We start from the raw sequence: 20,884 nt of genomic DNA on the forward strand, positions 1-20,884 counted from the left end.
CTCGAGCTTCACAGTTGCCGCCGAGTGCGCATTGCTTGTTGATGAGGAGCTACCCCTTGAGTACTGACGCGATTCCCGCCACGGGCGCGGACACCGCCACCGACGAATATCTCGCCAAACGAACCCTGCGCTCCGGCACGGCCGGCTGGGTACTGCTGGCCGGGCTCGGCGTGAGCTACGTGATCTCCGGTGATTACTCCGGCTGGAACTTCGGCCTGGCCGAGGGCGGTTTCGGTGGCCTGCTGATCGCCGCGATCGTGATCGCCGCGATGTATCTGGCCATGGTGCTCGGGATGGCCGAGTTGTCCTCCGCGCTGCCCGCGGCGGGCGGCGGTTACACCTTCGCCCGGCGCGCGATGGGCCCGTGGGGCGGATTCGCCACCGGCACAGCGATTCTCATCGAATACGCGATCGCGCCCGCCGCCATCGCCACCTTCATCGGCGCCTATGTGGAATCGCTGAACCTGTTCGGGATCACCGACGGGTGGTGGGTGTATCTGGCGGTGTACGCACTGTTCATCGGCATCCATCTCGGTGGCGCGGGTGAGGCGCTCAAGGCGATGTTCGTGATCACCGGCATCGCGCTGGTCGGCCTGGTGGTCTTCGCGATCGCGGCGATCAGCAAGTTCGACTCGGCCAACCTGACCAACATCACCCCCGATCCCGACGCGACCGGCGCCTCGGCGTTCCTGCCGTTCGGCTACCTGGGCATCTGGGCGGCGATCCCGTTCGCGATCTGGTTCTTCCTCGCCATCGAGGGCGTGCCACTGGCGGCCGAGGAGGCCAGCGATCCGGCCAAGAACGTGCCGAAGGGCATCATCGTCGCCATGCTGCTGCTGGTGGTCACCGGTGCGGTGGTGCTGTTCCTGGTGACCGGCGCGCTCGGCGCCGAGGACGCCTCGTCCTCGGGCAATCCGCTGGTACAGGCACTGGGCGACAGTGCCGCGGCCAAGGCGGTCAACTACATCGGCCTCGCCGGTCTGGTCGCCAGCTTCTTCTCCATCGTCTACGCCTACTCCCGGCAGACCTTCGCGCTCTCACGGGCGGGCTACCTACCGACCAGCCTCTCGGTGACCAACTCCCGCAAGGCGCCCATGCTGGCGCTGATCGTGCCCGGCGTCATCGGTTTCGGCCTCTCCCTCACCGGCGAGGGCGCGATGCTGCTCAACATGGCCGTGTTCGGCGCCGCGCTGAGCTATGTCCTGATGATGGTCAGCCACATCGTGCTGCGGGTGCGCGAACCGAACATGCCGCGTCCGTACCGCACCCCCGGCGGCATCGCGACCACCTCGTTCGCGCTGGTCATCGCGGCGATCTCGGTGGCGGCCACCTTCCTGGTCGACCCGAAGGCGGCGCTGTTCACCCTCGGTGTCTTCTGCGCCTTCATGGCCTACTTCGCCCTCTACAGTCGAAAGCACCTGGTCGCCAAGTCCCCCGACGAAGAGTTCGCGGTGCTGGCCAAGGCCGAACACGAACTCGAGTAGCCGCAGCCGAGGCGCCCGGCGACCCCACCGTCGCCGGGCGCGAACCCGCGAAAGGAGGCGGCACACGATGACCGTGTACCGCAGCTCTGTCGGTGCCACCACCTACACCTTCGACGGCCTGATCGACCTGCTCGCCAAGGCCACCCCGCTACGTAGCGGCGATCAGCTCGCCGGGTGCGCCGCCGAGACCGATGCCGAGCGGGCCGCCGCGCAATGGGCGCTGGCGGAGGTGCCGCTCACGACGTTCCTGTCCGAGGTGCTCGTGCCGTACGAGACCGACGAGGTCACCCGGCTGATCATCGACAGCCACGATCGGGTCGCGTTCGCGCCGATCGCGCACCTGACCGTCGGCGGGCTGCGGGACTGGTTGCTCGCCGTCGCCGCGACAGCCACCGCGGCGGTGCGGTTGGCCGCCGTTTCGCCAGGACTCACCCCGGAGATGGTGGCCGCGGTCTCCAAGATCATGCGCAATCAGGACCTGATCGCGGTCGCCAAGGCCACCGAGGTGACCGCCGGATTCCGCACCACCATCGGGCTGCCCGGCCGGTTGAGCACCCGCCTGCAACCCAACCACCCCACCGACGACCCGCGCGGCATCGCCGCGGCCACCCTCGACGGACTGCTGCTGGGCTGCGGCGACGCGGTGATCGGCATCAACCCGGCCACCGACTCCCCGCAGGCCACCGCCGACCTGCTCCACCTGCTCGACGAGGTGCGCCTGCGCTTCGACATCCCGACCCAGTCCTGCGTGCTGTCCCACGTCACCACCACCATCGGGCTGATCGAAGCGGGTGCGCCGGTGGACCTGGTGTTCCAGTCGGTGGCCGGTACCGAGGGCGCCAATGCCGGTTTCGGCGTGAACATCTCGCTGCTGCGCGAGGGCAACGAGGCGGGCCGCTCACTCGCGCGCGGCACCGTGGGCGAGAACGTGATGTATCTGGAGACCGGGCAGGGTTCGGCATTGAGCGCGAACGCGCATCTGGGCGTGGGCGATCGGCCGGTCGACCAGCAGACCCTCGAAACCCGCGCCTACGCCGTCGCCCGAGACCTGCGACCGCTGCTGGTGAACACGGTCGTCGGCTTCATCGGCCCCGAGTACCTCTACGACGGCAAACAGATCATCCGGGCCGGACTGGAGGACCACTTCTGCGGCAAGCTGCTCGGCCTCCCGATGGGCGTCGACGTCTGCTACACCAACCACGCCGAAGCCGACCAAGACGACATGGACACCCTGCTCACCCTCCTCGGCGCGGCGGGCTGCGCCTTCGTCATCGCGGTCCCCGGCGCCGACGATGTCATGCTCGGCTACCAGAGCCTGAGCTTCCACGACGCCCTCTACGCCCGCAAAGTCCTGAACCTGCGCCCCGCACCGGAATTCGAAGCCTGGCTGTCGGGGCTGGGCATGCTCGACGCGAACGGCCGTGTGCGACAAGTGCCACCGCTGTCCTCGCCGCTGCGCGCCCTGGCGGGCACCCGATGAGCGCGCGACCTGGCCCCGTTCGTGGCCAACCACCGGAAACCACCGACCACGACTTCTGGCGTGACCTGCGCCGCAGCACCCAGGCCCGGATCGGGCTCGGCCGCACCGGTGACGCGCTGCCGACCACCGATGTCCTCGCCTTGCGTGCCGCCCACGCCGCCGCCCGCGACGCCGTGCACCTGCCCCTCGATGTACCCGCTCTCACCGAGCAGGTGAACGCACTCGGTCTCGGCACACCGGTCGCCATCGCCAGCCGGGCGAGCGACCGCGCCGAGTACCTGCGCCGCCCCGACCTCGGACGGCTGCCCGCCGACCTCTCCCTCCTCGCGCCCAGCCGCGCCGACCTCGGCTTCGTCCTCGCCGACGGCCTCTCACCGCTGGCGCTGAGCCACCACGGCCCCGGGCTCCTCGCGGCCCTGGCCGCGGAGTTCGCGGGCCGCTACACCCTGGCTCCGCCGGTGATCGCCACCCAGGCACGGGTCGCCCTCGGTGATCACATCGCCGAGGCGATGGGCGTGCGGACCGTCCTGGTCCTGATCGGCGAACGCCCCGGCCTCTCGGTCGCCGACAGCCTCGGTATCTATCTGACCCATCTTCCCCGCCCCGGCCGTGCCGATGCCGAACGCAACTGCATCTCCAACATCCACCCACCCGACGGCCTCACCTACGCCGACGCCGCGCGCGTCGTGGCCGGGCTGGTGGCGGGCGCGCGCAGCCTGGGCCGTTCCGGCGTCGACCTCAAGGACACCTCCCGCGCCGACGCACTCGCCACGACGGAGACTCGCACCATCACGCCGTGACCAGGCCCGCCGAGTCAGCGGCCTTGCACCCATCGCGGCAGCTCCGTGGGGCCGCACGCGACTCGGCTCCGGCTCGACATGAGCCCGCGCCGATCGCTCCATAGAGTGTTCCCCATGATCCGCACCGCCGCCCTCGCCCACGTCCGCGACCGCAGGCTGATCCAGACGCGCCCGGAGGGCAAGGAGGTCTTCTACATGGCGGGCGGCAAGATCGACCCCGGCGAGACCCCGCTGGAAGCGCTGCACCGCGAGATCGAGGAAGAACTCGGCGTCGGTCTGGCCGGGGTCGCCGAACTGGGCATCTTCGAGGCCGAGGCGTACGGCCACGCCACCAACACCGGTCTGCACATGACCTGTTTCCTGGCCGATCTCACCGGCGAACCCCACGCCACCGGCGAGATCGCCGAATTCCGCTACTTCACCGTCGCCGAATACGCCGCCATGGACCACGTCGCCCCCGGCTCGATGATGGTCTTCAAGCACCTGGCCACGCTCGGTCTCGTCGACTGGTAGGGGACCGTCAACGAGCGCACTCAGGCTCGCGAAGTTCGTCGATAAGCTGCCACATCGTGCTGGTCGGGTTGACAGACAGGTCGCCCCCGTGTCCGCGAGTCCGTTGCACGGCTTCGAGGACGCCAGCCTCGAAGTCGGTAAACCGCAGCGCGGTCTTATCATATTCGGGGACATATCGACGCAACCGCCGTTTCGCCTCGTCCGCACAAGACAGGAAACTTCGACAGTTCTCGAAGTGGAATACCAACCATGATTCAAAACACGGGTTAGAAACTATCAACCGAACCTGATGCCTAGCAGCCTTCCGCAGCGCTGAGTCAGTCTCAAAGGCATCCTTGTCGGTAACAGCGAACACCAAGTCGTAACCATTTCTTTCACGCTCCCGAATCGCCCAATCGACGAGCGCGCCCGGCGCGCAGTTAGCAAAAGCGACCTTCGGGGCGCGGACCAGCCGGTTCAACAGTCCAGAACCTGCGAGTCCCTTCAAATATTCGATCTCGGTATTCTCACCATTCGTGACCATGAGGACGGACAGGCGCTCCTCAAACCGACCGATTGCCCTACCGACATCGGTGGCACGACCGCATCCGACCTCAACACGACGACGCGCCTCTTGACGCCGCCGCTTCGTCATTGATCCTCGAGACGGACCGTCAGAGCCGCCGCGAGCTGATCGAACGAGATATCGGGTATCGCTCCGTAATTGCCATTCAAGTACTGACGCTCGCGATTTACACCCTGGTTTCGTGGCTTGAATTCGGCTAGCGAGTACAAACTGGAACAACCATCCGAATCCTTTTCGGTGAACCATATTTCATCCCGCTTCAACACTTCCTGACCGTCCATCGAACCGAGCAGCGAAACGTCATGTGTGGTAAATACCACTTGAGCATTATGCGGATTCGTCCGCGCAGATCGGAACAGTGCCAGGATAGCGGCGGACAGGACCGGATGCAGGCTGACATCGATCTCATCGACGAGCAGAACACCACCGTGGTCCAGTATCGGCAGCGCATCGAACGCCAGCGAGAGCATCTGCCTGGTTCCGCGCGACTCCTCTCGCAACTCAAGAAGCACCCCGTCTTCCGCACCGAGGTGCCGGAAGACGAAGCGATCGCGAGCCGCGAGTTGCAACTGGCGAAAAGCTTGTCGGTCACGAGTCGTCGTAACGCTCGAGTAATCGGCAATCGCCCTTTTTGCTTCCGGATCACCACGAACCAGCTCGACGCCGTCGATCCCGGTGTCCGCCTGCCGCAGAATCGAGGCAATCCGCTCCAAAGCCTCGGTTTCTGATCCGCTACCAGCGATGCGACGCATCCGCGTCGACAAGGAAATATCCGGATACAATTCGTCTACCGTGAATTGCATTCTCCGAAACCATAGGTAGACATTGTGCAACGTATCTGATGCCAGCTCCCCCGCGGGCAGCGAAGGTGGGCGCTTACTGGTGGATTTAATCTTGAACCGCGCCAGTGTTGAAAGATACAATGCCGATTCAGCAGTAAAAGAGGAGATTTCGCCGAGATCTGGTCTGTCACGAAATTCAGGCCCCCATTCGAACTCGTCACCGGTGCGTTCGAATGCGACTGTTTTTCGCCCGCTCCTACCGTATCGTTCGGTACGGCGATAGTAGTAAAGCCATTCTTCGAGAACAGCGGTGCTGTCTATGGTGAAGCCATATGTATATCTGCTGCCGTCGATCATGAAGTCGACCACGTAGCGCGAAGGGCTTACAAATTCCTCCGCAGTCAACCGAAACGGGTTGCGGGCAATTCCAGAATCAGGCTCAACCTCCCGATCTGACTGCGTCACGAAGAATCGCATAAATTTAAGTGCATCTATCACGTTCGACTTTCCAGACGCATTGGCACCGAAAATTCCAACGATCGGGACCGGCCGCGTCGCGTCGACGGCGTCCGCGCCTCCATGACCAGATGGCTGCGCATGGTCGCCCGGATACGCGGGCATCAGGTTCAGCTGCTGCTCAGAGCAGAACGAACGATGATTCGCGAAACGGAAGCTCAACAGCATGGACACTCACCCCACTCACTAGACCCCTTATTCACACCACTTCCTGCAGAAAACTTGCAGGAATGCCACTGACCAGCCTAGACGAGAGTGTCAATTCTCGCAGTACATCCACCACACAGACACGGGCAGCCGCAGTCTTGGACCTCGGTCCGACGCTGGATCGGCGAGCCGCTGCCCTCCGGGTGAAGCCTCCAGCTGGGCAGTGCTCTCAAAGCCAGTGCGGCCGACTTGCCCTACCCGGCCAAGACCGGGTGGCGTGCCGGGACCTACGGGGCCGCGGAACACGATGCGCTCTGGTCTTCGAGCACCTGGCCGACTCGACCCCATCGACTGGTGCCGGTGGCGAAACGCCTGGGGCCGACGTGACGATCACATAGCTGTGACAGCAGCAGAACACAGTGCTGAACTGACCGCAGCCGAGCGCAGGGCAGCGCTGCGTCGGCTCGTCGTCCTCTTCGGACTGATGAACAAGATGATCGAACTCAGCGCCGCCGACGCGCCGCGTCAGCTCGCCGAACACGCGGCCACCGCCCGCGATCTGGTCGGTGAGCTGGTGACCGACATGGCCCAGCCGCGCGCCAGCTAGCCGGTTTTCGGCTTGCGATCGTCGGTCTCGACCGCGATCGCACCGGGTTCGGTGCCGTCGTCGGCCTGCTGGTCCGGTTCGGGATGCTCGGGCTCGAAGGTCTCGGGCAACCCCTTGAGATGCTTGTTCATCGAACGCACCAGCAGCACCGTGCCCGCCAGCAGGACCAGCACGATCAGCAGCCCGAGCGGGGAGGCCTTGCCGAATTCGGGTCCGGTGGGCGTGCTCTGAGCGAGGAAATCCACCATCACCGGTCGGCGTCCTCGATACCGGCGAACAGGTCGGTCTCCGGGATTGCGGTCGACACTCTCGTCTTGGCCAATTCGAACTCCTCAGTCGGCCAAAGCCGCTGCTGCAATTCCAACGGGATCGCGAAGAACGCCCCGTTCGGATCGATCTGGGTCGCGTGCGCGCGCAGGGCGTCGTCACGCTGGGGGAAGTATTTCGAGCATTCGATCTGGGTGGTGATCCGGTTCATCGCGTCACCGCGCTTGAACTGCCGCATCCGGTCCAGCCACTCCTGCAGCGGGAACGGTTCGCCGAGTCGCTCGTACTCGTCGGCGAAGGTCTCCAGGCGCTTCATGCTGAAGCCGTGGTCGTAGTACAGCTTGAGCGGCGTCCACGGTTCGCCCGCGTCGGGGAACTTCGCCGGATCGCCCGCGGTCTCGTAGGCGGCCATCGACACCTCGTGGCACCGGATGTGATCCGGATGCGGGTAGCCGCCGTTCTCGTCGTAGGTGGTGATCACGTGCGGCCGGAACTCGCGCACCACGCGCACCAGCGCTTCGGTGGACTCCTCGAGCGGAACCAGGGCGAAGCAGCCCTCGGGCAGCGGCGGCAGCGGGTCGCCCTCGGGCAGGCCCGAGTCGACGTAGCCGAGCCAGTGCTGGCGCACACCCAGCGCGTGGGCGGCCGCGGCCATCTCCTCACGCCGGACCTCCTCGATCCGGTCCAGGACCCCAGGGGTGTCCATGGCCGGATTCAGGATGCTGCCGCGTTCACCACCGGTCAACGTCACGACAAGGACATCCACGCCCTCGGCCGCGTACCTGGCCGTGGTCGCGGCGCCCTTGCTCGATTCGTCGTCGGGGTGGGCGTGCACCGCCATGAGGCGAAGGCCACTCACGTCTCGTTCACCATCGCTCTCGCTCGCGGGTGTCAGATCTTCGTTCCCTATAGTTCCATCCGACCCCCTGTTTGTTCCGACCACCCCCGGGAGCGAGAACCCATGACCGAGCCCGCACCGGACTCCGCGGCGACCTCGGCCGCCGCCGCTGCCCGACACGCCGAACGCTACGGCACGAAACCTCCCGCGCGCCGCGTGTGGATCGCCGTTCTGCTCGGCGTGGGCGTGGTGATCGCCGGATTCGGAGTGGCCTTTCTCGGCTGGCAGAAATACGGGCCAAAGGCGATCGAGACCGAGCAGCTCGGCTATGTGGTCGTCGACGACGCCACGATCGACGTGCGGATCAAGGTCACCCGTGCCGAACCCGAGCGCGATGTGGTCTGCTTCGTGCGGGCGATGGACCGTGACGGCGCCGAGGTCGGCAGGCGCGAAGTCCTGATCCCCGGCTCCGCGCACGGCAGCGTCCAGGTGAGCACCACCATCAAGTCCTCGGCGCGCCCCTCGGCCGGCGACATCTACGGCTGCACCGAGGAAGTCCCGGGCTACCTCCGTCTCCCGTAGCCGCTCCGCCTAGCCTGACCTGCATCTTTGTGAGACATGCTAAAATGGCCTGATACACGGTTCCGGGGCTCGGAGCCGTGTTTGCTGCATTGGCGGCCAGCGATGCTGTTTCCGGGTTACGGGTTCACCCCCAGGATCGCTCCAGCCGTCGGGCTGGTGCATGCCCTCCCTTCGGAGGGTACCGCGCTGGTTTCAGGGAATCCCGGTGCGCCGGGAACAACTACTAGGGAGTGATCGAGATGACCGAGAATGTGACCTGGCTTACCCAGGAGTCGCACGACAGGCTCAAGGGCGAGCTGGACTCGCTCATTGCCAATCGTCCGGTCATTGCCGCCGAGATCAACGAGCGTCGCGAAGAGGGCGACCTCAAGGAGAACGGCGGCTACCACGCCGCGCGTGAGGAGCAGGGCCAGCAGGAGGCGCGCATCCGCCAGCTGCAGGAACTGCTGAACAACGCCAAGGTCGGCGTCGCCCCCACCAAATCCGGTGTCGCCCTTCCCGGTTCGGTCGTCACGGTCTACTACGACGGCGACGAGGGTGATACCGAGACCTTCCTGATCGCGACCCGCGAAGAGGGCCTCGGCGCCGCCGACCTGGAGACCTACTCGCCGAACTCCCCGCTGGGCGGCGCGCTGATCGACGCCAAGGTGGGCGAGACCCGCGAGTACACGCTGCCCAACGGCAACACCATGAAGGTGACCCTGGTCAGCGCGGAGCCGTACCACAGCTGAACACGGGCTCGTCGAGCCCGACCGTAACGAACCCGAACGCAAGCGGCCGCATCCGGAATCCGGATGCGGCCGCTTCGTCATGTGCGGGGCCCCGACTCAGCTCAGCGCCTGCTCGACATCGGCGAGCAGATCGCTGATGTCCTCGATACCCACCGAGAGGCGGACCAGGTCGGCGGGTACTTCCAGGGCCGAACCCTCGGTGCTCGCGTGGGTCATCGCACCCGGGTGCTCGATCAGCGACTCGATGCCGCCCAGCGATTCGGCGAGGGTGAAGATCTCGGTGCGCGAGCAGAACTTCAGCGCCGCATCCCGGCCGCCGGCCAGCCGCACCGAGATCATCCCGCCGCTACGGCGCATCTGCTTCTGCGCGACCTCGTAGCCGGGATGGGTGGGCAGGCCGGGGTAGATGACCTGGGAGATGGCGGGGTGGTTGCTCAGGAAGCCCGCGATCACCTCGGCGTTGTCGCAGTGCTTGTCCATCCGTACCGCCAGGGTCTTGATGCCGCGCATCGTGAGGAAGGCGTCGAACGGGCCGGGTACCGCGCCCGCGCCGTTCTGCAGGAAGGCGAAGTCCTTGTCGAGGTCGGCGTCGTTGGTGATCAGCGCGCCGCCGACGACATCGGAGTGGCCGCCGAGGTACTTGGTGGTCGAGTGCAGCACGATGTCGGCGCCGAGCAGCAGCGGCTGCTGCAGATACGGGGTGGCGAAGGTGTTGTCGACGACCAGCTTGGCGCCCGCGGCGTGCGCGATGTCGGCCAGCGCCGGAATGTCACCGATGCTCAGCAGCGGGTTGGTCGGGGTCTCGACCCACACCAGCTTGGTGTCGGGACGGATGGCCGCGCGCACCGCGTCGAGGTCGGCGATGTGGGCGGGCGAGTGCTCGATGCCCCACTGGCTGAAGACCTTGTCGATGAGGCGGAAGGTACCGCCGTAGGCGTCGTCGGGGATGACGATGTGGTCACCGGGACGCAGGCAGGCGCGCAGCGCGCAATCGGTGGCCGCCATGCCCGAGGCGAACGCGCGCCCGTAGCTGCCCGATTCGAGGGCCGCCAGGTTGGCTTCCAGCGCCGTACGGGTCGGATTGCCGGTGCGCGCGTACTCGTAGCCGCCGCGCATCCCGCCGACGCCATCTTGGGCGAAGGTGGAGCTCGCGTAGATGGGCACGTTGACCGCACCGGTCTGAGGATCGGGTTCGTATCCGGCATGCACGGCCCTGGTCGAGAATCCCAGCTCACTCATGGGCCCAGACTAGTTGGCCGGTTTCGACCCGTCGCGCAGGGGTATTGGGCATGTGCGAAGTGTCGGATTCGGGCGCGGGGCTGCGGTTAGGCTGGCGCCATGGTGACAGTCGAAGAGTTGTTCGCGATCGATCCGTTGCTGTCGTCCGAGGAGCGCGAAATCCGCGACACGGTGGCCCGCTTCGGCGAGCGCAGGCTGCGACCGCACATCGCCGACTGGTTCGAAGAGGGCACGTTCCCGGCGCGCGAGATCGCGCCGGAGCTGGGCAAGCTCGGCCTGCTGGGAATGCATCTCGAGGGCTACGGCTGCGCGGGCGCGTCGGCGACCGCCTACGGCTTGGCCTGCCAGGAGCTCGAGGCGGTCGATTCCGGCGTCCGCAGCATGGTGTCGGTGCAGGGCTCGCTGGCCATGACGGCCATCCATTTCTTCGGCTCCGAGGAACAGAAGCAGCGGTATCTGCCCGCGATGGCGGCCGGTGAGCTGATCGGCTGCTTCGGCCTCACCGAACCCGACTTCGGCTCCAACCCCGGCGGCATGCGCACCCGTGCGCGCCGCGACGGCGAGGACTGGATCCTCAACGGGTCCAAGATGTGGATCACCAGCGGTTCGGTAGCCGATGTCGCCGTGGTGTGGGCCTACGCCGAGGAGTTCGGCGACGAGAAGCCGCGGGTGCGCGGGTTCCTGGTCCCGGCGGACACGCCCGGTTTCACCACCCGCGAGATCCACCGCAAGCTCTCGCTGCGCGCGTCACTCACCGCCGCACTCGATTTCGACGATGTCCGTCTACCCGCCGACGCGGTGCTGCCCGAATCCCGCGGCCTGAGCTCACCGCTGGCCTGCCTGAGCGAGGCGCGCTTCGGCATCGTCTTCGGCGCCCTCGGCGCGGCACGGGACTGCCTGACCGCGGCCATCGACTACGCCCGCACCCGCGAGGTGTTCGACAGGCCGCTCGCGGGCTACCAGCTCACCCAGGCCAAGCTCGCCGACATGGCGTTGGAGCTGGGCAAGGGCCAGCTGCTGGCCCTGCACCTCGGCCGGTTGAAGGATCGGCACGAGATCACCGGCGAGCAGATCAGCGCGGGCAAGCTCAACAGCACCCGCGAGGCCATCGCGATCGCGCGCGAGTGCCGAACCATCCTGGGCGCCAACGGGATCTCGCTGGACTATCCGGTGCTGCGGCACGCCAACAATCTGGAGTCGGTGCTCACCTACGAGGGCACGGCCGAGGTGCACCAACTGGTGCTCGGCAAGGCGCTCACCGACGCCAACGCGTTCCGGTAGGTCAGGTTCCGGCCGGTAGCGGGGCGGTCACCGGCGCCGGCCGGATCAGGCCGCTCACGAAGGCCAGGGCCAGCATGGCGACGACCACGGTGAGCACCGTCAGCGCGAGCGGCACGGTGATCGCTGTCGAGATGCCGACGACCGTCAGGCTGGCCACTCCCCCGCAACCCCAGATGAGGGCGGCGGTAAGGCGACCGAGCAGGGGCGCGTAGGCCGACCGGCGCAGCGCGGACACAACTCCCGCTTGTGCCGCGTACCCCACGACAGCTGCGAAGATCGGGTTCATGCCGAGCAGCTGGACGGCCGGGTCGGTGACGTGCACAGCGGATCCTTTCGCTCGCCGAGCTGGTTTGCCGAAAGTTCTCTCGAGTTGAGTTATACCCGCTCAGAATCCATCGGCACACCACTTCGCACAACTTCACGATCCCGCCCTGCCGCACCCCGCGCCACTGGACGATTGATCACCACGTTGTCAGGCGAGAATCGGCCGAGTGCGACCACGACCAGAGCATGGTGGTCACCCGACCACCAGGCCACTGTGAGAGAACCCACTATCTTTCCCGGTTCGCCATGAAATTGCTACCATCTTGTGATGTTTGCGCCCGGCCCCGCGTTGCTCGAGTCATCGGCACGTCGACAACTCCAGCAACTGAACACCGAATTCGGCGAACCGGCCGCAACGGCCGCCGCCATACTGCCCGCCCTGTCGGCCCAGCTGGATCAGCATGCCGCCGCGGTGCGCGACATTCTCGAATTCGGGGTCGAAGATTCCGCGCGCATTCCGCTCAGCATTCTGCTCGCCGGATACGTGCGCGGATTACTCGATCACTTCGCCGAAGGCGCCGACGGATTCCTGGCCGGTGCGCCGCAGATCTGGCACGAGGCCGACTGGCTGCAACTCCGCCTCGCTGCGGTCTGCCAGTACGCCGATCCCGCCTGAACGCACCATCGGCGCCCCGCCACCCACGGTGACGAGACGCCGATACCCGGTGGGTCAGCGACCGGTTTCGCCACTCGATCCCGGAGTCGCCCACTGCTGCGCCTGCTCGGTGTAGGCGCCGGGGGTGACGCTCTCCCCGGACCGCGCGGCGTCCTCACGCCCGCGCTGATAGGCATCGGCGTGCCCCTTCATCGCGGGCATCTCCGCTTCCAGGTTGCCCAGCCAGGTGTTCCAGCGCTGCTCCATCGGCCGCACCAGACCGCCGCCGACACCGACCACCAGGATGCCGCCGATGGTGGCCAGCACCGCGATCAGGATCGGCGTGGTCACTGCGGTCGCGACACCGATCTGGTTCAGCGCGGCGATGATGCCGATGCCCCAGATGAACACCGCGGCGATCCGGCCGAGCATCGTCCCGTAGGACAGCCCGCCGAGCACATTGCTGATCATCTCGCTCACCGCGTGGGCGATGGCCCCCGCGATCACCACGATCACGATCGCCACCGCCGCCTTGGGCAGCCAGGCCACGATGCCGGTGAGCAGGTCGCTGACCGGGTTGGGCCCGAACACCCCGAAACCGATCTGCAACGCGATCAGCAGAATCGCGTAGTAGGCGATCTTGGCCAGCAGATCCGAGGCGTCATACTTACTGCGGGACATCATTTTCCGGATCTGCCCACGTTCGACGAGCCGATCGAAGCCGACGCGCTCGAGCACCGCGTTGACGATCTTCGCGACGATTTTCGCGATGATCCAGCCGACGATCAGAATGGCGACGAAGGCAGCCGCCTTGGGAATGAATTGCGCAACCGAACTCCACGCGTCAGTCAAGCCCTGCTGGAAATCGATCGCAACGACGGAGGTATCCACAGCACTTCCTTTCGCTCTTCCCGGCCGCCGCGGCCGATTTGCCGAAGCGCCTGCTCCGAGTATCTACCCGAGATATCGGAACTGAATCACTGTGTAGCTAGAACGTTGCTTTGTGTCCGGTCAGCGAGGGGATCTTGCGCTCGCGGAGCACTCGAGTCATCGTCAGTAAGCAGTTACTTACCTCGGAGGTGCCATGGCGACCACATCGCGGGACCGGATCATGACCGAGGCGTTGCGCCTGTTCGGCGAGCGGGGCTTCGCCAAGACCTCCGTCGCCCAGATCGAGCAGGCCGCCGGGCTCTCGGGCGGTTCGGGCGCGCTGTATCGGCACTTCAAGTCCAAAGACGAGTTGCTCGTCCAGGCGGTCGCGGCCAGGCTGGAGGATCGCGGTGACTGGGAGCGGTTCCTCACGCCCGGCTTCTCCATCGTCGACATGCTGGCGACGCTCTCCCCCACCGGCAGCACTGTCGACAAGCTCCTCACGCTGGGCCGGATCGGCCTGGCCCGGCTGGACCATGATCGCGATGTCACCCGGATCCTGTTGCGCGACAATTCGATCCCCGCGCCGATGCTGGAGGTGTTCCGGCAGCGGGAGTACGCGGTGGTGCTGTCGACAGTCACCCGCGGGCTGGTCGAGCTCGCCGGTGACCGAGCGCGAGAAGAGGATTGGGACGCCGCCGCCGCGGTGCTGGTCGGCGCGCTGGCCCATTTCTGGATGATGCGCGACATCTTCGACGGCGGTCATCCGGCCGGCATCGACACCGATCGATATCTGCGGGCCACCGCGGAGCTGGTCGCCGCCCGGCTCGACCGGGCTTCCACCGAACCCGCCCCGCGATCAACGGCGGGGGCAGTCTCCGCGGACGTTTCACCATGACAACGACACCCATCACCGTCGTCGGCGGCGGGCTCGCCGCGGCGGCCTCAGCCGTCGCTGCGGTCCAGGGAGCCGGCCAGCGCTCGACTCGCTGACCCGATACCCCGGCCGTAATTCGGTTGCGGCCGGAGCACCCGGTTCCTACGGTGGTCCGCATGTCGTGCCACGTGTTCGTTCGTCTCCGCCACGCCCGGGCTCTGGCCCGCTAGCGGACGCGGACACTTCCCCCGGCGTCCACCGGCGCGCCCAGGGCCCTTCGAGACTCATTCGACTCGAGGACCCGAGAGGGCTATTGCTGTGGCGCGAGATTTCGCCTACCGAAACCATGCACACACCCAACGCAAGATCACCGGCAAAACCGGTGGACGCACCCCACGCGACCGAACCAGACGGACACTCTCACAGAACTTCCTGGTGGACCCTGCCGTCGTCGACGCCATGCTGGCGGTCGCCGAACCCACTGGAACAATTCTGGAACCCGGTGCGGGCGAGGGCGTCCTGACCTGCGCACTGGCCGAGCACGGAACCCAGGTCACCGCCTACGAGATCGACCCGCTCCTGGCCACCCGGCTCACGGCGCGAACCCGCGCCGACAACCGAATCCGAGTGGTCCGGGGCGATTTCACCAAGGCCAAGGCACCGCGAACGCCTTTCGCCGTGGTGGGCAACATCCCCTACTCCGTCACGGCCGGGATCGTCGACTGGTGCCTGACCGCCCCGAACCTGACCTCCGCAACCCTGCTCACCCAACGCGAGTACGCCCGCAAACGCACCGGCGACTACGGCCGCTGGAGCCTGCTCACCGCGACAACCTGGCCCTGGTTCACCTGGGAACTCCGGGGATCGGTCCCCCGCACCAGCTTCCGCCCGATCCCCTCGGTCGACTCCGCGATCCTCCGCATCACCCGTCGCCCAAAACCCTTGGTGCAACACCGTGACTCGTACGTCGACCTGGTTCGCACCGGCTTCTCCGGAATCGGCGGCACCGTCCGCGCCTCCCTCCACACTCGCTACCAAGGCGTGGACAAGGCCCTGATGTCGGTGGGCATCGCCAACGACACGGTCGTCGCCCACGTCCACCCGGACCAGTGGGTGGCACTACACCCGATGCTCATTCACAGATCCCCGGCTGAGCTGCCGTCTGCCCATCGCAACGGCAGCTCAGCCGCAGTACTGAAGATTGAGTAGAAACTGTACGGTTCTGTACAGTTTAAGGTAGCCTTCTGCTATGACCACGATCAGGGCAGAAGAGACGCGGCTTCCACGCCGGGCGAAGGAAGCGGTGGATCGGCATGAGCGGGTCGTCGTGGTGAACCATGACCGGCCCGCTTTTGTCATCGTCCACCCCGACGAATACCCGGAGACGGGTCGCCGACGGGGCCGCTCGATGAACGAAGCGCTGCGGCTGCTCACCTCCGCGGCGACACCTGACCCCGAATTCGGCGACGATCTGGAAGCTGTGCGTGACACAGTAGGCCCGATGCCGGAGGACCCGTGGGCACACTGATCGACACATCTGTCTTCATCGACCTCGAACGCGCGTACACACGAGGCGGTGCGTCGACCTTGGACAAGATCGCCAACGAGCTCGGAGCTCAAGTCGGTTTCGACGAAGACGTAGCGATGTCAGCGGTGACAGCATCAGAGCTCCTGCACGGCGTCCACCGCGCGAAGCCCGAATTACGCTCCCGACGTGAAGCTTTCGTCGAGATGGCGATTGCCGCGTTTCCGCCGCAGCCCTTCGATCTCCTCGCGGCGCGAATTCACGCAGGGGTATGGGCCGACCTAACCAATCGAGGCCAGGAGATCGGCGCACACGATGTTCTCATCGCCGCGACCGCGATGAGTATCGGCTGGCGAATAGCCACCGCCAATACCCGCCACTTCGATCGAATACCGGGACTGGACGTGCGTGAAGTGCGGTTCACCTGATCCGCTCCGACGGCCGCACTCCACATCATTTTCAGGTCCTCGAGAAGGGGTCCACATCGCGCAGCCGTTGTCGGTGAATTCGCTGCAGTTCGCCCGCGCGGGTCAGAAAGTCTGCGATTGTCTCGAGTTCGGCGGGGTCGTAATATTTCAGCAACATCTTGTAGCTGTCGACGATCATGGGTACGACGAGTTCCTGTACTCGGCGAGCCGCGAGTTCGGTGGCCATCACAATCACGCGACGACGGTCGGTCGGGTGCAGCGAGCGCGCGATGTAGCCCTGCTTCTCCAGCCGGTTGAGCATGATCGTGACGCCGGCGGAGGTGAGGCCGAGCCGTTCGGCCAGTAGGCCCGGCGTCGTACCCTTCTCGTCCTCGAGCAGGACGATCTCCAGCGCACGCCGATCGGTCTCGTTCACACCGAGCACTCTGATCAGTTCACGGGTCAGATCCTCGACGGTTTCGTGATAGAACTCCAGGGCCCTTTTGAGCTCGACCGAGATCCGGGCGGGTTCGGTTGGTCTAGGGCGCACAGGCGTTCCCCTCGATCACTGGAAACGGACAACCGCTCGGATCGCCGGCCCGAACGGTCGCTGGCGAACATCACGGAAGCCGACACCGCTCCTGGCGCGGTGGTGTCGGACATGCACTGTACGACACCACGGCCGACGCGACGCCGTGCATCGCGCAATTCGGTCGAAGTGCCCACTTCGCCAAACCGTAAGTGGGCCAATGGTTATCGGGGTCGAAAGGCCCGGGCAGGGCCTGGACCGGGTTGCTTGCACAACCCGGTCCAGGCAGGGCCACCGCAGGCTGCCGGAGTGAACCCCGGGATCACCCCGGGGTGCCGGTCCGCCGGCTCAGGTGACCGAGGTGGTGGTGAGGGTGGGCGAGGGGTTCGGGTAGCACGCGGTCGCGACATTGCCGATGAACGCCACGTTGGTCGTCATCGTCATGCCGGGACTGGCGTAGCTGGTCCCCGCGTACTTACTGGTGATCGGCGTCCCGGCGGCGCCGGCGGTGACGTTGATGGTCACCGCCGGTGGGGTGAAGCTGGTGCCGCCTGCGATGGGACCCGGCACGGTCAGGACGACATTCCCGCCCGACGTGGCGACAGTGCCCGCCACGGTGCCTCCGGAGACGGTCGCCGAGACCAAGGTCGAATTCGCCGGAGTCGGAATGGTCATCTTCAGGTTGCTGATGTTGTTCACGGTGAAGCCGGACGCCGAACCGGGAACCGACGAGGCACCCGGCGTGACGGTGATGGCCACCGCGGAACCCGACGCCGCCGAGCCCGGCGCGGTACCGGTGACCGAGGTGGTCATGTTGGAGGTTTGACCGATGCCGAGGATGGTGCCCCGGCAGTTCCAGTTCACGCTGATGGGGTTGGCGTGCGCCGCCGGTGCGGCCAGACAGAAGACGGTGGCAACGGCCGCCGGCGCGAGAAGGCCGGCGCGAAGGAGGGACGAGTTCGATCTCATGGGTGTCTCCAGGAAATGTCGAGCAACGGTACGATGGGTTGTCGAACCGCAATTAATGGTGTTCGAAAAATATAGCCCGCCTGCCATTGTTTCGTGTCGAAATCATCAATTCAAGAGCTCGAAAGAATGATTATCTACTATTAGATATTCACTCCGAATAGTTATTTTTGGAAAGATGTTCGGCGGGCCATCTCCACCTATCGTTCATTGCCGACTCGATTCAATTCAAGCCAGGCCCCACCGAGGTCCGGCCTTCGCGCGCCTCGACCTACAGAAGTCGGCTGTCCCGCCTTCGTCGCTCGCGCCCACACCACAGCCGGGACCAATACCTCGGCGAGCAGCGCCCGCAACCGTGCGGCAGGCTTGGGCTCACACAATGCCGACAGCCCGTCCGAATCGAGCACGATCGGCAGCGTCATGCGATCTCGCGCCGTTCGCCCGCCGCTCCGTCGAGCTCGTCGAATGCCGCTGCGGCATACCTTATGTCCTCTTCGGACACGGGGCCGAACTCGTCGTCCCAGCCGTCGCGCCGATGGTCGGACGTGTCAGATGGAGCCGGTGCTCAAGAAGCCCAGGAGGTCGTGGCGGGTGATGACGCCGACGGGCTTGCCGTCTTCGACGACCATGAGGGCGTCGGAGTCGGAGAGGGCCTTGGTGGCGCTGGAGAGGGGTTCGCCCGAACCGATCAGGGGGAACGACGGGCTCATGTGCTGGGCGACGGAGTCGGTGAGCTGGGCTCGGCCTTCGAAGACGGCCGAGAGCAGGTCGCGTTCGGTGACGCTGCCCGCGACCTCGCCCGCCATGACGGGGGGTTCGGCGCCGACGACGGGCATCTGGGAGACGCCGTATTCACGCAGGATCTCGATGGCGTCGCGCAGGGTTTCCGAGGGGTGGGTGTGGACCAGGTCGGGCAGGGCGCCGGACTTGCCGCGCAGGACATCGCCGACCAGGGGTTCGGGGCCCGCCTCGAGCGGCGTGGTGAGGAAGCCGTAGGAGCTCATCCACTTGTCGTTGAAGATCTTCGACAGGTAGCCGCGGCCACCGTCGGGCAGCAGCACGACCACGACGGCGTCGGGATCGCGACGGGCCACCTCGATCGCGGCGACCACGGCCATGCCGCAGGAACCGCCGACCAGCAGGCCCTCCTCGCGGGCCAGGCGCCGGGTCATCTCGAAGGAGTCGGCATCGGAGACGGCGATGATCTCATCGGGGATGGACGGGTCGTAGGCGGTGGGCCAGAAGTCCTCGCCGACGCCCTCGACCAGATAGGGGCGGCCGGTACCGCCGGAGTAGACCGAGCCCTCGGGATCGGCGCCGACGATCTTGACCTTGCCGCCGGAGACCTCCTTGAGGTAGCGGCCGGTGCCGCTGATGGTGCCGCCGGTGCCGACGCCCGCGACGAAGTGGGTGATCTTGCCTTCGGTGTCGCGCCAGATCTCGGGGCCGGTGGTCTCGTAGTGACTCTCCGGGCCGCCCGGGTTCGAGTACTGGTTGGGCTTCCAGGCACCTTCGATCTCGCGGACCAGGCGATCGGAGACGTTGTAATAGCTGTCGGGGTGCTCCGGCGGCACGGCGGTCGGGCAGACCACGACCTCGGCGCCGTAGGCACGCAGCACGTTGCGCTTGTCCTCGCTGACCTTGTCCGGGCAGACGAACACGCACTTGTACCCGCGCTGCTGGGCGACCAGTGCCAGACCGACACCGGTATTGCCGGACGTGGGCTCCACGATGGTGCCGCCAGGCTTCAGCAGCCCGTCCTCCTCGGCCGCCTCGATCATCTTGACCGCGATCCGGTCCTTGGAGCTGCCGCCCGGATTGAGGTATTCGATCTTGGCGGCCACCAGACCCGCTCCCGGGCCGACCACCGAGTTCAGCCGAACCAGGGGGGTGTTACCGATGAGGTCGACAACGTGATCCGCAATGCGCATACTCCCCATCGTTGCAGAACCATAGCTCGGGGGCTCGACCTGGTCGGATCCTGTGAGCAGTGGCACCGTCCCCGGCGGGCCACGTCGTAGAATTTTCCACTGTGAGCGCACCTCGAATCAGCTGGCGGACCGCGGTCGTCACGGGAGCCACCACCGTGCTCGCCGGGTCCGGCGCGGGCACCGTTTCCTGGGCCACCTATCGCCTGCTGATGACCCAGGCCGGGGCCGCCCGCGCGGTCATCGGCCGCGACACGTCCAAGCCGCCGGAGGCCGACGGGGTGTACGCGCCCGGCGCGACGCTGCCCGAGCCGTGGCGCAAGGGCACGCCCGTCGATCTGCATCTGATGGTCTTCGGCGATTCCACCGCGGCCGGGCTCGGCTGCCTCAGCGCGGCCGATGTGCCGGGAGTACGGCTGGCCCGCGGGCTCGCCGAGGCCACCGGGCAGCGCATCCGGCTCAGCACCAAGGCGATCTCGGGCGCCACCTCCAAGGGCTTGGCCGGGCAGGTCGACGCGATGTTCGTGGCGGGCCCCGCGCCCGACGCGGCGGTCATCCTGGTCGGCGCCAACGACATCACCAAGAAGCACTCGATCCGGGCCTCGGCCCACAGGCTGGCCATGGCCGTGGCGCGGTTGCGCGAGGCCGACGCGCTGGTGGTGGTCGGCACCTGCCCGAACCTGGGCACCGTCATCGCGATCCCGCAGCCGCTGCGCACGGTGGTGGCGAACTGGAGTGTGCGCCTGGCCAAGGCACAGACGGTGGCCATCAGGATGGCCGGTGGGATCGCGGTCCCGATGGGTTCACCACTGGTCGCCTCCGAGTTCAAGGCCGCACCGGAGATCCTGTTCGCCACCGACGGCTTCCACCCCTCCGCCGCGGGGTACGAACTGGCCGCGGCACAGCTGCTCCCCGTCCTGGTCGATGCGGTGCGCACCCGCCCTGCCCTTCCGATCGCGCACAGCGAGACGTAGATTCACGAAAGACCGGCTTGTAAACAGCCGTTCACGCCAGCCATCTGAAAAGGAGTC

The 20,884-nt window shown here is 66.4% G+C and carries 23 protein-coding genes and 1 pseudogene; 14 read left to right on the forward strand and 10 right to left on the reverse strand.

All coding sequences use genetic code 11. From position 1 onward, the window contains the following. The first annotated feature begins 41 nt into the window (after positions 1-41). The 4 genes from eat (at position 42) to BOX37_RS26335 (ending at position 4,277) form a co-directional block, all read left to right on the forward strand. Positions 42-1,484, forward strand: a complete 1,443-nt coding sequence (eat, locus tag BOX37_RS26320) for an ethanolamine permease (RefSeq protein ID WP_071929981.1) — start codon at positions 42-44, stop codon at positions 1,482-1,484. A gap of 67 nt (positions 1,485-1,551) precedes the next feature. Then, positions 1,552-2,964 carry an ethanolamine ammonia-lyase subunit EutB gene (locus BOX37_RS26325; RefSeq protein WP_071929982.1) on the forward strand — a complete coding sequence of 471 codons (1,413 nt, stop codon included), beginning with the start codon at positions 1,552-1,554 and terminating at the stop codon, positions 2,962-2,964. After that, entirely contained in the window at positions 2,961-3,764 is an 804-nt protein-coding gene (gene eutC / locus BOX37_RS26330; protein ID WP_071929983.1) for an ethanolamine ammonia-lyase subunit EutC, read from the forward strand. The genes BOX37_RS26325 and eutC overlap by 4 nt, the downstream gene beginning before the upstream one ends. A gap of 114 nt (positions 3,765-3,878) precedes the next feature. Beyond that, positions 3,879-4,277 (forward strand): NUDIX hydrolase, encoded by a 399-nt coding sequence (locus BOX37_RS26335; protein WP_071929984.1) that lies wholly within the window; start codon positions 3,879-3,881, stop codon positions 4,275-4,277. 7 nt (positions 4,278-4,284) lie between these two features. Here BOX37_RS26335 and BOX37_RS33490 read toward each other — a convergent pair whose 3' ends face one another. Further along, positions 4,285-4,911, reverse strand: coding sequence for an RloB family protein (locus BOX37_RS33490; RefSeq protein ID WP_167659986.1), 627 nt, complete (start codon positions 4,909-4,911; stop codon positions 4,285-4,287). Continuing rightward, a complete protein-coding gene (locus BOX37_RS26345; RefSeq protein WP_071931897.1) occupies positions 4,908-6,308 on the reverse strand; it encodes an AAA family ATPase in 1,401 nt (466 codons plus the stop codon). The genes BOX37_RS33490 and BOX37_RS26345 overlap by 4 nt, the downstream gene beginning before the upstream one ends. Before the next feature lie 379 nt (positions 6,309-6,687). Between BOX37_RS26345 and BOX37_RS26350 the strand changes: the two genes are divergently transcribed. Beyond that, positions 6,688-6,894 carry a hypothetical protein gene (locus BOX37_RS26350; RefSeq protein WP_071929986.1) on the forward strand — a complete coding sequence of 69 codons (207 nt, stop codon included), beginning with the start codon at positions 6,688-6,690 and terminating at the stop codon, positions 6,892-6,894. On the opposite strand, the gene BOX37_RS26355 is transcribed toward BOX37_RS26350, so the two are convergent. Both BOX37_RS26355 and mca read right to left on the reverse strand, forming a co-directional pair. Next, a complete protein-coding gene (locus BOX37_RS26355) occupies positions 6,891-7,142 on the reverse strand; it encodes a hypothetical protein (RefSeq protein WP_071929987.1) in 252 nt (83 codons plus the stop codon). The genes BOX37_RS26350 and BOX37_RS26355 overlap by 4 nt on opposite strands. Continuing rightward, positions 7,142-8,002 (reverse strand): mycothiol conjugate amidase Mca, encoded by an 861-nt coding sequence (mca, locus tag BOX37_RS26360; RefSeq protein ID WP_156910794.1) that lies wholly within the window; start codon positions 8,000-8,002, stop codon positions 7,142-7,144. The genes BOX37_RS26355 and mca overlap by 1 nt, the downstream gene beginning before the upstream one ends. 120 nt (positions 8,003-8,122) lie before the next feature. Here mca and BOX37_RS26365 point away from each other — a divergent pair, with 120 nt between their 5' ends. Beyond that, entirely contained in the window at positions 8,123-8,581 is a 459-nt protein-coding gene (locus BOX37_RS26365) for a DUF4307 domain-containing protein (RefSeq protein ID WP_071929988.1), read from the forward strand. 239 nt (positions 8,582-8,820) lie between these two features. After that, positions 8,821-9,312: a transcription elongation factor GreA gene (gene greA, locus BOX37_RS26370; protein WP_071929989.1), complete on the forward strand. Its 492-nt coding sequence runs from the start codon at positions 8,821-8,823 to the stop codon at positions 9,310-9,312. A gap of 96 nt (positions 9,313-9,408) precedes the next feature. Here the strand turns inward: greA and BOX37_RS26375 are convergent, their stop codons facing one another. Then, positions 9,409-10,551 (reverse strand): cystathionine gamma-synthase, encoded by a 1,143-nt coding sequence (locus tag BOX37_RS26375; protein WP_071929990.1) that lies wholly within the window; start codon positions 10,549-10,551, stop codon positions 9,409-9,411. A 99-nt stretch (positions 10,552-10,650) separates the two neighbouring features. On the opposite strand from BOX37_RS26375, the gene BOX37_RS26380 reads away from it, so the two are divergent. Further along, entirely contained in the window at positions 10,651-11,832 is a 1,182-nt protein-coding gene (locus BOX37_RS26380; protein WP_071929991.1) for an acyl-CoA dehydrogenase family protein, read from the forward strand. A gap of 1 nt (position 11,833) precedes the next feature. On the opposite strand, the gene BOX37_RS26385 is transcribed toward BOX37_RS26380, so the two are convergent. Then, the gene (locus BOX37_RS26385; RefSeq protein WP_071929992.1) at positions 11,834-12,154 is read right to left on the reverse strand and encodes a hypothetical protein; all 321 of its coding nucleotides are present in this window, start codon (positions 12,152-12,154) and stop codon (positions 11,834-11,836) included. A 270-nt stretch (positions 12,155-12,424) separates the two neighbouring features. Here BOX37_RS26385 and BOX37_RS26390 point away from each other — a divergent pair, with 270 nt between their 5' ends. Then, positions 12,425-12,772, forward strand: coding sequence for a DUF6401 family natural product biosynthesis protein (locus BOX37_RS26390; protein WP_071929993.1), 348 nt, complete (start codon positions 12,425-12,427; stop codon positions 12,770-12,772). Between the two features lie 54 nt (positions 12,773-12,826). Here BOX37_RS26390 and BOX37_RS26395 read toward each other — a convergent pair whose 3' ends face one another. Then, entirely contained in the window at positions 12,827-13,642 is an 816-nt protein-coding gene (locus BOX37_RS26395; RefSeq protein WP_071929994.1) for a mechanosensitive ion channel family protein, read from the reverse strand. Between the two features lie 193 nt (positions 13,643-13,835). Here BOX37_RS26395 and BOX37_RS26400 point away from each other — a divergent pair, with 193 nt between their 5' ends. The 4 genes and pseudogenes from BOX37_RS26400 to BOX37_RS26415 all read left to right on the forward strand — a co-directional run bounded on the left by BOX37_RS26400 (position 13,836) and on the right by BOX37_RS26415 (position 16,451). Next, positions 13,836-14,519, forward strand: a complete 684-nt coding sequence (locus tag BOX37_RS26400; protein ID WP_071929995.1) for a TetR/AcrR family transcriptional regulator — start codon at positions 13,836-13,838, stop codon at positions 14,517-14,519. Between the two features lie 345 nt (positions 14,520-14,864). Further along, positions 14,865-15,632: pseudogene (gene erm / locus BOX37_RS26405) on the forward strand (23S ribosomal RNA methyltransferase Erm); the annotation flags it as partial. A 115-nt stretch (positions 15,633-15,747) separates the two neighbouring features. Beyond that, the gene (locus BOX37_RS26410; RefSeq protein WP_071929996.1) at positions 15,748-16,026 is read left to right on the forward strand and encodes a hypothetical protein; all 279 of its coding nucleotides are present in this window, start codon (positions 15,748-15,750) and stop codon (positions 16,024-16,026) included. After that, positions 16,014-16,451, forward strand: a complete 438-nt coding sequence (locus BOX37_RS26415) for a type II toxin-antitoxin system VapC family toxin (RefSeq protein ID WP_071929997.1) — start codon at positions 16,014-16,016, stop codon at positions 16,449-16,451. Before BOX37_RS26410 ends, BOX37_RS26415 begins: the two co-directional genes overlap by 13 nt. A 31-nt stretch (positions 16,452-16,482) precedes the next feature. On the opposite strand, the gene BOX37_RS26420 is transcribed toward BOX37_RS26415, so the two are convergent. The 3 genes from BOX37_RS26420 to BOX37_RS26430 all read right to left on the reverse strand — a co-directional run bounded on the left by BOX37_RS26420 (position 16,483) and on the right by BOX37_RS26430 (position 19,856). After that, positions 16,483-16,980 (reverse strand): MarR family winged helix-turn-helix transcriptional regulator, encoded by a 498-nt coding sequence (locus BOX37_RS26420; protein WP_071929998.1) that lies wholly within the window; start codon positions 16,978-16,980, stop codon positions 16,483-16,485. 327 nt (positions 16,981-17,307) lie between these two features. Continuing rightward, positions 17,308-17,928: a hypothetical protein gene (locus BOX37_RS35555; RefSeq protein WP_240505054.1), complete on the reverse strand. Its 621-nt coding sequence runs from the start codon at positions 17,926-17,928 to the stop codon at positions 17,308-17,310. Between the two features lie 545 nt (positions 17,929-18,473). Then, positions 18,474-19,856 carry a cystathionine beta-synthase gene (locus tag BOX37_RS26430; protein WP_071929999.1) on the reverse strand — a complete coding sequence of 461 codons (1,383 nt, stop codon included), beginning with the start codon at positions 19,854-19,856 and terminating at the stop codon, positions 18,474-18,476. A gap of 101 nt (positions 19,857-19,957) precedes the next feature. Between BOX37_RS26430 and BOX37_RS26435 the strand changes: the two genes are divergently transcribed. Then, complete coding sequence (locus tag BOX37_RS26435) at positions 19,958-20,827, forward strand: SGNH/GDSL hydrolase family protein (protein WP_071930000.1); 870 nt, start codon at positions 19,958-19,960, stop codon at positions 20,825-20,827. Positions 20,828-20,884: the final 57 nt, after the last annotated feature.

Origin of the sequence: Nocardia mangyaensis, assembly GCF_001886715.1 — a bacterium.
GTDB lineage: Bacteria > Actinomycetota > Actinomycetes > Mycobacteriales > Mycobacteriaceae > Nocardia > Nocardia mangyaensis.